We start from the raw sequence: 14,645 nt of genomic DNA on the forward strand, positions 1-14,645 counted from the left end.
CGGCCGCCTTTTCCCATTCAGGCCCGCACATCGGCCGCAGCCTCAACCCGGCCCGTCATAGCCGTAGCTGCCCTTGCCAAACCCCACATTCCCGAACCCGTCGCCCCGGAACTGCCGCGATCCCGTCTCGCCATAATCCGGCCCGCAGGATACCAGCAGCGCCGCCGCCACGATCCCCAGCAAAAAACGCGCCCGCACCCGCTTCGTCATCGCATCATTCTCCTTCGCCCCATCATGCCGCACCGCCTCCCCCGAAGACGACAGGAAAAAGGGAACGACCGCAAAAAACGCAGGCCCCTCACAACCCAATGGCCGTCAGTAGCCCTGCGCGCCCCTCATCCCGCACAAAACCCAGCAACACCGCCGCCGCCATCGCCCGCGCCCGCCCCGGCAAATCCGCATCGCCAATCTCCCCCGCCACCCAGAACGAGATGCAACCACGAAAACCCAACGCGAGATAATCCGGCAAATGCGCCCGCGCGACCGCCATCAGCGCCGGCCGCACCCCATCGAAATCCCCCAGCGCCGCCGCCCACAACGCCCGCGATCGCTCGGCGACATGCCCAACCTCCACCTGCGGTCCGCCCAACGACCCAATGACATGCCGGTTAACCACAGGCTCCTCCAGCAGAACCGCAACCGCCACGCCAACCGCCGACAACACGCACGCCGCCGCATCGCCCACCGCATCGCCCGGCATCGTCATCGCCGCGCAACGCCGCTCCATCTCCCCGATACGCCGCGCCGACAACGCCTGCATGATCGCCGCCTTGGACCCGAAATAATTGAACGGCGTCGCAAAGCTGACCCCCGCCGCACCAGCCAGATCCCGCATGGAAAAATCCGCCGTCTCACCGGAACGAAGCAACTGCTCGGCAGCATCCAGAATCCGGTCACGCGTCGCCACACGACCATGCGCGGAAATTGACTTGATATTCGTCATGCCGTTTTTATATCATGATATAATTTCAACGTCACGAAACCAGAAACCATGTCCGATACATCCTCCCTGACCATCCTCATCACCGGCGTCAGTTCCGGCCTCGGCCGCGCCTTCGCAACCGCCGCCCTCGCCGCCGGCCACCGCGTGATCGGCACGGTCCGCCGCCCGCAGGATGCCGAAAGCTTCAAAGCCCTCGCACCCGAACGCGCCCACGCCGTCGAACTCGACGTCACCGCCTTCGACACCATCCCGCGAACAATCACCCACCTGCAACATACGCTCGGCCCCATCGACGCCCTCGTCAACAACGCCGGCTACGGCCACGAAGGCGCGCTCGAGGAATCCTCGCTCGATGACCTGCGCCGGCAATTCGACGCCAACGTCTTCGGCGCGGTGGCCATGATGCAGGCCGTCCTGCCCGGCATGCGCGAACAGCGGCGTGGCCGCATCATCAACGTCACCTCAATGGGCGGCTTCATCACCATGCCCGGCCTGAGCTTCTATTGCGGCAGTAAATTCGCCCTCGAAGGCATCTCGGAAGCCCTGGGCAAGGAAGTCGCCCCCTTCAACATCCACATCACCGCCCTCGCACCCGGACAGTTCCGCACGGACTGGGCCGGACGCTCGATGGACCGCTCACCCCGCAGCATCCCGGACTACGACACCGTCATGACCCCCCTGCGCGCCGCCCGGCAGGCCAAAAGCGGCAACCAGCCCGGCGATCCCGCACGCGCCGCACAGGCCCTGCTGCAACTCCTCGCTGCCGACAATCCACCAACGCGCCTCTTCCTCGGCGAAGACGCACTCGATCTCGTCACGGCAAAACTCAACGCCATGCAGGACGACATCACCCGCTGGAACGACCTCTCCCGCTCGACCGGCTTCCCAACCTGACAGACAAAAAAAGCGTGATGCCCAGCTTCAGCGGGCATCACGCTTCGCAAAACACCATCCGGGAAACAGCCACCCGCTCACGCGCGGCATCCCTAAATCAATCACCAACGATCAATCAGGTCGGCCACCGGCTCCCCTCACGGAAAGCAATCCGGCACGGCACCCTATTGCCCGGTTTTTCCATTATCCGGTTCATTCCCCTTCTCCGGCGCCTCATCCTGCTGCGGACTGGTATCGGGATACGGCTCGAAAGGTTTGTCATTATCAGGCGAGGCAGGATTCTTGGGTTCCGGCATGTCGGCCTCCATGGTGAGAAGACTCAAGCCAGATCACGCACGATAGTTGCGAGACAAACACGCAATCGATCCCGATGGCATCTCATCAGGACAACCGCAGGCCACATCGTGGATCGCCTCAATCCCGACAGGCCGCAAAATATCTGGAAATCAGGGAAAGCAGAATGCCGTGGTGAACCGGGTGGGACTCGAACCCACGACCATTCGATTAAAAGTCGAATGCTCTACCGGCTGAGCTACCGGTTCAACGCGGGGCCTCGGTATCGCACAGGCCCCGCCACGTCAACCGACAAAGCGCAGATAATCAGGCCTCGGGACGCATGGACACGATCACGTCCGGGTCCTTCACCATGCCCGACGAACCCGATCCACGCTTGATCTGGTCGATATGCTCCATGCCTTCGACCACCTCGCCCGCAATGGTGTACTGCCCGTCGAGCGACGGCACCTTCTCGAACATGATGAAAAACTGGCTGTTCGCCGAATCCGGATTCATCGTGCGCGCCATGCCCAGCGTACCACGCTCGAACTTCGCCTCACGCGTGAACTCCGCCTTCAGGTCCGGCAGGTCGCTGCCACCCGTGCCGGTGCCGCTCGGATCGCCACCCTGCGCCATGAACCCTTCGATCACGCGATGAAACTTCACCCCGTCATAAAAGCCCTGCGCGGACAACGTGCGCAGACGCTCCGCCGCCAGCGGCGCCAGATCGGGACGCAGCTTGATTACCACATCACCCGTCTTGAGCTTCATCACCAGACGATCTGCTGTCTCGGACATCGCAATATCAACCTTCAAACAAAACAGGCCCGAACATCGAACCCTCTACCCCCTATGTCGCGCCATCCCGCAACTTGGACAAGACAAGCGATGCAGTATTCCGCGGCACAAACTTATCAATCGCGCCGCCCAGCCGCGCGATCTCCTTGACGATCCGGGACGCCGTGGTCCGCTGCTCCTCGCTCGCCAACAGGAAAATCGTCTCGATCTCCGGTGCCAGACGCCGGTTCGCCCCCGAAAGCTGCGCCTCGAAGTCGAAATCGCTCACCGCCCGCAAACCACGCACGATGCACGTCGCACCATGGTCCCGAACCGCCCGCACCAGCAGCGTATCGAATCCCACAACCTCGATCGCCGCCCCACGGGACAACCCGGCCGTCTCCTGCCGCACGGTCCCGATCCGCTCGTCAAGCGTCAGCAGCGGTCGCTTGCCCTCATTGACCGCCACCCCCACCACCAGACGGTCAAACAACGCCGACGCCCGCACGATGATGTCCAGATGCCCGAACGTGACCGGATCGAACGTCCCCGGATAAAACCCGACCCGCAAGAGATCAGACCTCGCCCGCCGGACCGCCTTCCGGCGCAGCACCCGGCACAGCGTCCGGGGCCGCGTCAGGCACCCCGTTCGGCGTATCGCCCTCACCCACCGCCGCGTCACCTTCGGTCGCCGGCCCATCGGGCAGCAGCGCGTCGTCACCCTCCTCGCCCTCGGCCTCCATCACCGGAAACACGCTGGTCAGGCGCTCCTCGTCGCCCACGCGGCACAGCGTCACACCGCTGGCCTGCCGCGCCATCACGCGGATCTGCGCCACCGGCGTCCGGATCAGACGGCCCACATCGGTCACCATCATGATGTCCTCGCCATCCAGAACCGGCAGCGTCGCCACCACGGCCCGACCGCGCTTCGGATTGGTCAGCGTCATGTTCGCGATGCCCTGCCCACCGCGCCCGCTGACACGATAATCATAGGCCGAAGACCGCCGCCCGAAGCCGCCATCCGTCACCGTCAGCAGAATCTCCTCCTGCCGCTCCAGCTCCTCGAAACGCTCCGCCGTCAGATCGCCGCCGATCTCCAGGTTCTCACCCGAATCATCCGCCGCAACCTCCTCAATCTCCTCACCCTCGTCGGACTGCGCCGCCAGGGCCCGCCGCTTCGCATTCGCCGCCTTCAGATAGGCCGCCCGCTCCTCGACACTCGCCTCGACATGGTTCAGCACGCACAGCGAATTCACCTCGTCACCCGACTGCAAACGGATACCGCGCACGCCCGAACTGTCACGCCCGGCAAACACGCGCAGCGTATCGTCGAGAATCTGGAAGCGGATGCAGCGCGCCTTCCGCGTCGCCAGGAAAACATCCTGCCCCTCGCGACACGTCGCCACGCCGATCAGGCTGTCCCCCTCGTCAAGCTTCATGGCAATCAGCCCCGAAGCACGAATGTTGCGGAAATCGCTCAACCGGTTACGCCGCACATTGCCACTCGCCGTCGCGAAGACGAGATGCAACGGCTCCCACAACGTCTCGTCCTGCGGCAACGGCAACACGGCGGTGATCGAATCCGTCCCCAGATCCGGCAACAGATTCACCAGCGCGCGCCCCTTCGCCGTCGGGCTCGCCTCCGGCAAACGCCACACCTTCTCACGATACGCCTTGCCACCGGAGGAGAAGAACAACACCCACTGATGCGTATGCGCATTGAAGCTGCGCACCACCACATCGTCACCCCGACGTCCCGCCGCCGTGCGCCCACGCCCACCACGGTTCTGCGCCCGGAAGATGTCCAGCGGCGTACGCTTGATGAAGCCATCGCGCGTGATGGTCACCACCATCTGCCCCGGCTCGATCAGGCTCTCATCGGACTGATCGCCCAGCGCATCGGAAATCTCGGTCATGCGCGGCGTCGCAATCTCCGCCCGCACCGCCACCAGCTCATTTCGCATCACTTCCATGCGGCGAATGCGGCTGCCGATGATCTCCAGCAACTCGTTGATCTTGGCCGCGACCTCGCTCAACTCGCCCTGGATCTTCTCACGCTCCAGCCCGGTCAGGCGTTGCAGGCGAAGTTCCAGAATGCCGCGCGCCTGCGCCTCGGTCAGCCGGACCTTGCCATCCTCGACAATATTGCCCTCGTCATGGATCAGCTCCAGCAACGGCAACACATCCGCCGCATCCCACTGCCGCGCCATCAGCGATTCACGCGCCGTCGCCGCATCCGGCGCACCGCGGATCAACGCAATCACCGCATCGATATTGGCCACCGCCAACACCAGACCCACCAGCAGATGCCCCCGATCGCGCGCCTTGTTCAGGTCGAAGCGCGACCGGCGCAGAATCACGTCCTCGCGGAAGCGGATGAACGCCTCCAGAACGTCCTTCAACCCCATCGTGCGCGGCTTGCCATCATCCAGTGCCAGACAGTTCACCGCGAACGACGTCTGCAACTGCGTGAAACGATAAAGCTGGTTCAACACCACTTCCGGCGTCGCATCGCGCTTGAGCTCGATGACGATCCGCATCCCCGAACGATCGCTCTCGTCGCGAATGTCGGAAATCCCCTCGATCTCCTTCGCCCGCACCAGATCCGCGATCTTCTCCTGCAACGTCGCCTTGTTCACCTGATACGGAATTTCCGTCACGATGATCGCCTGACGATCCTTGCGGATGTCCTCGATCTCCGCCCGCGCCCGCATCGGGATCGACCCGCGCCCCGTCTCGAACGCCTGCCGGATGCCGCGGCGCCCCATGATGATGCCACCCGTCGGAAAATCTGGCCCCGGAACGATCGCCATCAGCTCATCGAGCGTCATCTCCGGATTCTCGATCAGCGCCAGCGTGGCATCCACGATCTCGCCCGGATTATGCGTGGGAATGTTGGTCGCCATGCCAACCGCGATACCCGACGCACCATTGACCAGCAGGTTCGGGAACGCCGCCGGCAACACCTTCGGCTCGCTCTCGCTCTCATCGTAGTTCGGCTGGAAATCCACCGTATCACGGTCGATATCGTCCAGCAGGAACGACGACGCCCTGGCCAGCCGGGCTTCCGTATAACGCATCGCCGCCGGGCTATCGCCGTCGACCGAACCGAAATTCCCCTGCCCGTCGATCAGCCGCACCCGCATCGACCAAGACTGCGCCATACGCACCATGGCATCATAGATCGAACTGTCGCCATGCGGATGGTATTTACCCATCACGTCACCCACCGCGCGGGCCGACTTGCGATAGGGCTTGTCCGCCGTGAACCCGCTCTCGCGCATCGCATACAGGATGCGCCGATGCACCGGCTTCAGCCCATCGCGCACATCCGGCAACGCACGCGAGACAATTACCGACATCGCATAAGCGAGGTAGGAGGAACGCATTTCCTCCTCGATCGTCACAGGCATCTGGTCGATCGGTTCAAGCGGATTGGGCTGATCGGTCAAATCGGTCAAGGCAGGTCCATCAGTCTTGTAACGTCACGCTTCAACAACCGCGCGACAGAGGCATCCAGACTAGCACATCGCACCGCAAGTCCCTAATCCCCCCGGCGTTTTCAGCCCCCTCCAGCGCGTTTTGATAATTTTCGCCATAACCACTAGATATCGCCCATCCCAGGCGCCAGTCGCCACGTGCCGCCACAACCGCGACCCGGCCACCAACCCAAGCCCACTCCCCGTCCGATAAGCAGGCCCATGACCGATCAAAACGTCCTCGCAGGTCATCCTCCCGAAAACGCCTTCCCCGCCGACCGCGACGAATGGCAAGCCATCCTCGACACCGTCGCCCCGGCCGTCCGCGCCGAAGTGGCCACAACCGTCACCCGCCACGCCGAACGCTGCGCCGATATTTTCTACAAGACCCTGCTTCGGCACCCGGACGCCGCCACATTCCTGTCGCACGACGTCATCAACGTCCAGCTTCACCACGCCCTGACCAATTGGCTCAGGACCCTCTTCCCCGAGAGTGCACCCGATCTCGACACGCTCATCAGGATCCAGCGCCACATCGGCCTGGTCCATGCCCGCACGCGCGTGCCCATCCACGTGATCCTCCACGGCGCGCGCCTGCTGAAATACGAACTGCGCCACCACCTCTTCGCACGCCAGCTCCCACCGCAGACACTCTCCGCCGCCATCGACTATACGGAGACGATGATGGACCTGGCCATCGAGGTCATGAGCCAGGAATACGTCCTCGACCTCACGAAGGAGATCGAGGACGACGAAGCCTACCGCCTCATCACCCTCAGCCAGGACGTGGCCCTGGAACGCGAAACCCAGCGCGGCGCCCTCCTCGAATGGGGACAGAAAGCCGTCCTCGGCATCTTCGGCGCCGCGACAGGCCCCATCCAGTCGCTCGAAAACGCGCCGTTCGGCCTGTGGCTCAACCACAAGGGCAGCCTGCTGTTCCCGGCCAATGCCGGCCTGCGCCAGATCCAGTCCAACGTCCGCCACATCGACCGGACCCTCCTCCCCGGCATCACCGCCGAAACACCCCCGTCACTCGACAAGGTCAAGGATCTCCAGGCCGCCCTCGATGAAATCCGCTTCCTGCTGGACGAACTCTTCAGAAAACACGAAGCACTCGAAAACGGCCGCGACCCGCTGACCCGCGTGCTCAGCCGGCGCTTCCTGCCCAGCATCCTCGGCCGCGAAGTCACATCCGCCTTCCACCGCAACACGCCCTTCAGCCTGCTGCTGCTGGATATCGACCACTTCAAGACCATCAACGACCGCTTCGGCCACACCAGCGGTGACACCGTCCTGCGCCACATCGCCGAACTCGTCGTCACCTGTAGTCGCGGCAACGATTTCGTGTTCCGCTACGGCGGGGAAGAATTTCTCATCGCCCTCGTCGAAACCAGCGGCCACGACGCCGAACTCACCGCCGAGCGCCTGCGCGCCCGCATCGAGGAAAGCCCCATTCTCGGCCTCGGCGACGCACCCGTCCGCGTCACCGCCTCCATCGGCGTGGCCACCTTCGACGGCCACCCCGACTACACCCACCTCATCGAAGATGCCGACCGCGCCCTCTACCGCGCCAAATCACTCGGCCGGAACCGCTGGGCCACCGCCTGACGGCGATCAGTCGCCCTCCACCGCCCTCACCGTCCAGCTGGCCTCCCACGTCTTTCCGGGGCGCAGATGGATATTCCCCGGTTTCGCCGCAAAATCACCGGCGAAACCCTGCGGCGTCGCATAGCCATGCCACGGCTCGATACACAGGAACGCAGCCCCCACCTTCGTCCAGACACCCAGCTCCGGAAAGCCCTGCCAACCCACCTCGATCCCCGTGCCCTTCGGCCCCACGAACCGCACGCTGTCACTCAGGATCGGCTTGAAAATCACCGCATCGTCCTCGAACAGCGCGTCGGACAGTGCCAGCTCCCGCCCGACCACCGGCGTCGGCTCGGCCTCGGCACGCATCAGCCCACCCTCGACACGCCGGATCGGCGCAACCTCCGCCCTGTCGAAAATCAGCCTGTGCGCCTCACGCGCCGCCCCGGCCTCCTGCGGCCAGGCAAAGGCCGGATGCGCCCCGACCGAGGCATGCAACACCGCTTCCCCATCCGGATTGTGCAGCGCATAACCGACATGCAGCCGGCCATCCGTCACCCGATAATTCAGCCGCAGCCGGAACGCCGCCGGGAAAATGGCCCGGCTCGCCTCATCGTCGGCAAGCTCCAGCACACAACCGTCATCCGTCCGCTCGACCCACTGAAACACGCGGTCGCGCGCGAAACCATGCTGCTTGAGCCGAACCTCCCTGTCGCCCCAGGGCAGGCGGTCATCCGGAATCCGCCCGACGATCGGAAACAGCACCGGCGAATGGCGCGGCCAGGGGTCCACCCCCGCCCATAGCAACGACCGCGCCCCATCCCCCACGACATCCAGCGCCACCAGTTCCGCGCCCGCCGCCGTGACGGTCGCCGTCAACCGCCCATCGCCGAATTCATGCCGGTCGCTGCCCATCGTCGTCTCTCCATCCGTCCATTTTTCAACGCCACGGATAAGGGGCGCGTCCACCCGCGCGCGCAAGGGACAGCAACCGGATTGTGATCGCGGCAACCCGCCGCGCCATCAGAAGAAAACGTCGCGCAAAGGCCCCAGATAAGCCGCCAGATCGACCCGCAACGGCATCAGATAGGCATTGTCCCCCCGCACCTTCGCAAAGTTCAAAACTTCGCGCGCGAACGCCACATTGGCATCGAGCCCCGTATCGAAGTCACGCGGAAACACCACGTGATTGACCCGCTCCCAATACGCGCGGGACTTCGGCCCCACCACGGGCGATACCCCCCAGAACACCGTGTCATCCGCCAGCCACTCGGCGCTCAACTCCAGCATCCGCCGGTCGAAAAGCGGCTGCGTGAAAAATCCCGCCGCACCGGCGTCTCGCTTGCGCTGCACTTCCTCCAGCTCAAGATACGGCGCCCGCCGATACGGATCGAACGCCGCATACACCTTCAGGTGCGGCGCCTCCCGCCGATACCGCGCAATGATCTCGATACTCGTGTTCGGATAGGTCCGATGCGTCTCATCCGGCGGCGGATCGCCCGCCACCACGAGAATCTCGCGCAGTTCCGGCTCCCCAGCCCCCGGCAACGGCCCATCCGGCGCGATGTCGGTCGCGCGGATGTGCGGAATCACCCCCGAAGCCCCCGCCGAACGCAGGGCCGACGCCCCTTCCCAGGACCGCAACGGCATCCGCAGCAAATCCGGCAGATTGACATCCGTCATCTCCGGCAGCGCCTCCCGCGCCGCGGCATAATCGTCCAGCAACCGCGCCCGATCCCGCGGAATCAACTCGACCGCAAGCCGCCTCATGCCGGCACATCCAGCTGCGCCCGCGCCGCCTGCAACGTGTTGTGCAACAGACAGGCAATGGTCATCGGCCCCACGCCACCCGGCACCGGCGTGATATGCCCCGCCACCTGCCGCGCCTCGTCGAACGCCACATCACCCACCAGCTTCGTCTTGCCACCCTCGGTCGGCACGCGCGTAATCCCCACGTCGATCACCGTCGCACCCGGCTTGATCCAGTCGCCACGCACCAGCCCATGCTTGCCCGTCGCCACGACCAGGATATCACCCTCCCGCGCCAGCCCACGCGTATCGCGCGTATCGATATGCCCGATGGAGACCGTGCACCCCTCACGCAGCAGCAACTGCGCCATCGGCTTGCCCACCAGATTGGACGCCCCGATCACCACCGCATGCAACCCGCGCAACACCGACAGCGTCTCCTGCAACAACAACAGGCAGCCCAGCGGCGTGCAGGGCACCAGCCCCGGCACCCCCAGACTCAACCGCCCGGCATTCACCTCGCCCAGACCATCCACATCCTTGGACGGCGCAATGGCATTGGTCACCGCCACCGGATCGATCTGCCTCGGCAGCGGCAACTGCACCAGAATCCCGTGAATCTGCGGATCGGCGTTCAACCGCGCCACCAGATCCAGCAACTCATCCTGCGGCGTGGACTCCGGCAGCATGTGCATGAACGAACGCATCCCGGCCCGGTGCGTCTGCAACGCCTTGTTGCGCACATACACCTCACTGGCCGGATCGTTGCCCACCAGCACCACGGCCAGACCGGGCAACCCGCCCGTGCGCTCGCGCAGCACCTCGACCTCCGCCTTCACCCGGTCGGTCAAACGGCGCGCAATACCCTTGCCGTCGATAAGATTTCCGAAAGAAGCTGGCGAATCTGTCATAAGTCCTCGGATGGAAAGCAGGACGACGATGATGCAACATCAACCGACATCCAAGATCGAACGGGGAACCAACGTGAGCGAGGCAATACGCAAGAACTTCGCCAGTGACAACATCGCACCGGCCTGCCCGGAAGTGATGGACGCCATGATAAGGGCCAATTCCGGCCCCGCCCCCGCCTATGGCGGCGACGAACAGTCCACAACACTCGAAGCCCGCTTCGCCGAACTCTTCGAACACGACCTGCGCTGCTTCCCCATCGCCACCGGCACCGCCGCCAACAGCCTCGCCCTCGCCGCTCTCGTGCCGCCCTACGGCGCCGTGCTGTGCGACCAGAGCGCCCATATCGCGAACGACGAAGGCGGCGCGCCGGAATTCTTCACCCACGGCGCCAAACTCATCACCATCCCCTCGGACGACGGCCGCATGCTGCCGGACGCCCTGCAAACCACCATCGAACTGAACCGCGAAGGCGGCATCCAGTCCACCCCGGCCCGCGCCCTCTCCCTCACCCAGGCCACGGAATGGGGCACCGTCTACAGCCTCGCCCGGCTGCGCGAACTCACCGCCATCGCCCGCCAGAACAACCTGCCGGTGCATATGGACGGCGCACGCCTCGCCAACGCCGTCGCCCATCTCGACTGCTCCCTCGCCGACATCACCTGGAAACTCGGCATCGACGTGCTCAGCTTCGGCGGCACCAAGAACGGCGCCATCGCCGCCGAGGCCGTCCTGTTCTTCAACACCGCCCTGGCGGAGGATTTCATCCGCCGCATCAAGCGCGGCGGCCACCTCTGGTCCAAACAACGCTATCTCAGCGCCCAGCTCCTGCCGCTCCTGCACGACAACCTCTGGCTGAAACACGCCCGACAGGCCAACGCCATGGCCCAACGCCTCGCCCACGGCCTCCGCCGCCAGCCCGGCGCCAAACTCCCGTTCGAGGTCCAGGGCAACGAAGTCTTCGTCGTCCTGCCCGAGCCCCTCGTTACCCAACTGGAAGCCGCAGGCTACGTCTTCTACCGCTGGCCCACCCCAGCCGGCGTCGACGGCACGCTCATCCGCCTCGTCACGCACTACGCCACGGAACAGACGGATGTGGACGCCCTGCTCGCCAGCCTCTGACAAACAGCCCCTGAAAACAAAAATCCGCATGGCGTCACCACCATGCGGATCGAAAATGCCCGAAAGAAGCGCCGACCTTACGCCCGGCGCGCAACCGCCGGCACATCCTGCATGCGATACGGCCCCGCCGTCACGATCTGGACCGACAACACACCCGCATCGCCGGACGACCGCGCCCCGAGTTCCAGCACCGCCGCACCATCCGTCCAGCGCATCGCCGAATGCTCGATCGCATGCCAGCCCGGCAAAGACGCATCCTCCAGATGGGAACGGATGCTCCGCGTCTCGCGCGGATCCCACAGCGTCACCTGCCCGACGAGAACACCCAGCATCCGTCGGTCGTCGCAGAACGCTCCAACCGCATCCGCCGGGCGATCGGCACGGGAGAACAGCCGCACGCGCGTCACGCCAGCCGGCAATTCGAACACGACCTGCCCGCCCTGCTGCCGCACCCGGCGCAGCACCGCGCCATTCTCCGCCGTCGCCACCAGATCGGGATCGTCCGTCGTCACGACGCCGGCATCGCAATCCAGCCCGAGAGAGGCCGCCCGCGCCACCAGACGCCGATGCACATCCCCCACGACCGCGACATCCGTCACCAGCGGCGCCGCCGCATCCGCCCAGCTCATCCCGCGCGAGACGATCGAGACCACGCCGCCGGAGGAGAACGCCCGCCGGTTGCCCGTATCCAGATAGCTCTCCGTCGGCAGATCCTCGGCGAAGATCACGCTATGAACCTCGGCCTCGACATGGAAATAACGATAGGACGCGATCGTGGTGTCGTGGAAAATACTGCCGCCATTGACCAGCATGCGCACCGGCACGAAGCCGCCATCGACATAAAGGCAATGCTCCGGCGTCACCAGAAGATCGCGGCTCGGCACGTTCTCGGCAAAGGCTCCCCGCACGATCCGCACCGGATAGACCGCATCGGCACGCCCCGCCGCCACCTCGACATCCCGGTGCCCGACCCAGACCACCGTACGGTAATCCGTCCCGGCACCCGCAACCGCCAGCCGATCCCCGACCACCAGCGCCTCGACCGCCACATTCCCACGCTCGGTGCGAATCAGCGTGCCCTCCAGGAAGCACGTCTCCGTCCCCGTCGTGTCGATCAGCCAGTCACCATTCGCATCCGTCGAGAAGGACGTATGCTCGGGCACGAAACCATCGGCCGTATGAATATTCGTCAGGCTCAGAGTCTTGCCGTTGTCGAGCGTAATGGTCAGCGTATAGCCGCCATCCTGATTGGCCGAATAAACAGCGGAAACCGGCTTCTCGCCCGCCGTGACATTAATGCCGAACGCCGTGTTCGGCCCGACATTGTTGAACGCCGTGCCGATCGAATTCTCATAACCCGTCAGCACAACCGTATTATGGGAACCATCGAAATCAACCGTGTTCCCCGTCGCATAGAAACCCGCATACAGCGTGCTGTCATTCGACAAATTCACGGCCGACATGTCGACGCGCACCGGCGCGCCCGGCGTGCCCGGCGTGCCCAGCGTCGAATGATCGAGATCGAGCGTCCCGCTTCCGGAAAGGCGCGAACCGTCAAGCACGACATTCCCGTCATTGTTGCGGATCGTCAGCGTACCTTCGATTTCCGTCACGCCACCGAGTTCGACACGCGCCGCCGTATCGATCACCAGCGCGCCATTGCCACGAATTTCCACACCCTGCGTCGCAAACACATAGCTGTCGGAATTCTGCCCCGCCGGCGCCGTAACGGTCAGGGTCGCGTTGTCATAGATCGACAGGCTCGTGAACTGCCGGATGTCCGGCTGGTCGGCCACGACATACAGCGGCTGCGACGCCGTGCCCTGCAACACACCCTGCTCGCAAACCTGCTCCTGCGGCGTGTTGCCAAGCGACCAGTTCTTGTCGTCGCCCCATTCCGCCGGCTGGCTCGCCGTGCCCGCACCCGTGAAATGATTCGCGGCACTGGCATTGTGGTTGCTGTAACCATTCGTCGAATACTGCGCCGGATCGCCGCCCGCCTGCACCAGGCCGGTCACGATATTCTGCAACTGCGCATGAATATCCGACTGCGCATAATTCGCCGGCGTCGCCGCGGCATTCGTGTCCGTGATTACATAATCGCCGGCGGCATCGCGCCCGATCGTCGCCGCACCCGGCACAAAACCATCCGCCACGCTGATCTGCGACAGCGTCAGCGTCTTGCCGCCCGACAGATCGATGACGAGTTCATACCCGTCATTCGACCCCGCCTGAAACGTCGCCTTCACCGGCACGACACCATGCGCGCCATTGATCGCGAAATGCGTGTTCTCGGAAACGCCGCTGAACGCCGTGTTGATCGTCGATTCATAACCGTTCAGAACGATCGTGTTCTGGCTCGCCGGATCGAACGTCACAGACGCGCCATCGGCATAGAACCCGGCATACAGCGTGCTGCCACCCTGCATCGTCACATGCATCGACTCATCGATGTTCACCGGGTTGGCTTCACTGCCAAGCGTCGAATTGATCAGGTTGAGCGAACCGTTCCCGCTCAGACGATTGCCGTCGAGCACGACATGGCCGTCATTGTTCCGGATGGTCAGCGTCCCGGACATCTCCGTGAACTGCCCCAGCTCCACCGGAGACGCCGTATCGACGATCAACTGCCCCGTCTGGAAAATCTGGAAAGACTCCGCGGAGAACACATAGCCCGCACTGTCCTGATCGCCGGTCGCGGTGATCTTCAGCGTGCCATAATCGCCGATCGTCAGCGAATGAATCTGCCCGTAAGCAGGTGCATTCGCCACCGCCACACCCGGCTGGTCCGCCGTCCCGGAAACATTGGCTTCCTGGCAGGTATCACCCTGCGGCACAGCCCCACCCGACCAGTTTTCCGCATTGTAAAAATCGTCGGAAACCGACCCATTCCAATATGTCATCGATAC

Annotated in this window: 13 protein-coding genes and 1 tRNA gene; 3 read left to right on the forward strand and 11 right to left on the reverse strand. The window is 64.2% G+C overall.

Going from position 1 to position 14,645, the window contains the following annotated elements; genetic code table 11:
- Nucleotides 1–42 precede the first annotated feature (42 nt).
- Nucleotides 43–210, reverse strand: a complete 168-nt coding sequence (locus tag A0U93_RS16405) for a hypothetical protein (RefSeq protein WP_169852721.1) — start codon at nt 208–210, stop codon at nt 43–45.
- 88 nt (nt 211–298) lie between these two features.
- A complete protein-coding gene (locus tag A0U93_RS08270; RefSeq protein ID WP_077806934.1) occupies nt 299–943 on the reverse strand; it encodes a TetR/AcrR family transcriptional regulator in 645 nt (214 codons plus the stop codon).
- Between the two features lie 48 nt (nt 944–991).
- Between A0U93_RS08270 and A0U93_RS08275 the strand changes: the two genes are divergently transcribed.
- Complete coding sequence (locus A0U93_RS08275; RefSeq protein ID WP_077806935.1) at nt 992–1,837, forward strand: oxidoreductase; 846 nt, start codon at nt 992–994, stop codon at nt 1,835–1,837.
- Between the two features lie 164 nt (nt 1,838–2,001).
- Here the strand turns inward: A0U93_RS08275 and A0U93_RS16575 are convergent, their stop codons facing one another.
- The 5 genes from A0U93_RS16575 to gyrA all read right to left on the reverse strand — a co-directional run bounded on the left by A0U93_RS16575 (nt 2,002) and on the right by gyrA (nt 6,303).
- Entirely contained in the window at nt 2,002–2,160 is a 159-nt protein-coding gene (locus A0U93_RS16575) for a hypothetical protein (RefSeq protein ID WP_211273989.1), read from the reverse strand.
- A gap of 143 nt (nt 2,161–2,303) precedes the next feature.
- Nucleotides 2,304–2,379, reverse strand: a tRNA-Lys gene (locus A0U93_RS08280).
- 58 nt (nt 2,380–2,437) lie between these two features.
- Nucleotides 2,438–2,911 carry a peptidylprolyl isomerase gene (locus A0U93_RS08285; protein WP_077806936.1) on the reverse strand — a complete coding sequence of 158 codons (474 nt, stop codon included), beginning with the start codon at nt 2,909–2,911 and terminating at the stop codon, nt 2,438–2,440.
- Between the two features lie 52 nt (nt 2,912–2,963).
- Nucleotides 2,964–3,461 (reverse strand): pantetheine-phosphate adenylyltransferase, encoded by a 498-nt coding sequence (gene coaD, locus A0U93_RS08290; protein WP_169852647.1) that lies wholly within the window; start codon nt 3,459–3,461, stop codon nt 2,964–2,966.
- A 4-nt stretch (nt 3,462–3,465) separates the two neighbouring features.
- Nucleotides 3,466–6,303, reverse strand: a complete 2,838-nt coding sequence (gyrA, locus tag A0U93_RS08295) for a DNA gyrase subunit A (protein WP_371862858.1) — start codon at nt 6,301–6,303, stop codon at nt 3,466–3,468.
- A gap of 288 nt (nt 6,304–6,591) precedes the next feature.
- Between gyrA and A0U93_RS08300 the strand changes: the two genes are divergently transcribed.
- A complete protein-coding gene (locus A0U93_RS08300) occupies nt 6,592–7,977 on the forward strand; it encodes a diguanylate cyclase (protein WP_077806939.1) in 1,386 nt (461 codons plus the stop codon).
- Nucleotides 7,978–7,983: 6 nt separating this feature from the next.
- Here A0U93_RS08300 and A0U93_RS08305 read toward each other — a convergent pair whose 3' ends face one another.
- The 3 genes from A0U93_RS08305 to folD form a co-directional block, all read right to left on the reverse strand.
- A complete protein-coding gene (locus tag A0U93_RS08305; protein WP_077806940.1) occupies nt 7,984–8,871 on the reverse strand; it encodes an aldose 1-epimerase family protein in 888 nt (295 codons plus the stop codon).
- 108 nt (nt 8,872–8,979) lie between these two features.
- The gene (locus A0U93_RS08310; RefSeq protein ID WP_077806941.1) at nt 8,980–9,726 is read right to left on the reverse strand and encodes a 5,10-methylenetetrahydrofolate reductase; all 747 of its coding nucleotides are present in this window, start codon (nt 9,724–9,726) and stop codon (nt 8,980–8,982) included.
- Nucleotides 9,723–10,616 carry a bifunctional methylenetetrahydrofolate dehydrogenase/methenyltetrahydrofolate cyclohydrolase FolD gene (folD, locus tag A0U93_RS08315; RefSeq protein ID WP_077806942.1) on the reverse strand — a complete coding sequence of 298 codons (894 nt, stop codon included), beginning with the start codon at nt 10,614–10,616 and terminating at the stop codon, nt 9,723–9,725. The genes A0U93_RS08310 and folD overlap by 4 nt, the downstream gene beginning before the upstream one ends.
- Nucleotides 10,617–10,644: 28 nt before the next feature.
- Here folD and A0U93_RS08320 point away from each other — a divergent pair, with 28 nt between their 5' ends.
- Nucleotides 10,645–11,736, forward strand: coding sequence for a threonine aldolase family protein (locus tag A0U93_RS08320; protein ID WP_245824780.1), 1,092 nt, complete (start codon nt 10,645–10,647; stop codon nt 11,734–11,736).
- Nucleotides 11,737–11,813: 77 nt separating this feature from the next.
- On the opposite strand, the gene A0U93_RS08325 is transcribed toward A0U93_RS08320, so the two are convergent.
- Nucleotides 11,814–14,639, reverse strand: coding sequence for a Hint domain-containing protein (locus A0U93_RS08325; RefSeq protein WP_245824782.1), 2,826 nt, complete (start codon nt 14,637–14,639; stop codon nt 11,814–11,816).
- Between the last annotated feature and the right edge of the window lie 6 nt (nt 14,640–14,645).

It is taken from the genome of Neoasaia chiangmaiensis (genome assembly GCF_002005465.1).
GTDB classification, from domain to species: Bacteria; Pseudomonadota; Alphaproteobacteria; order Acetobacterales; family Acetobacteraceae; genus Neoasaia; species Neoasaia chiangmaiensis.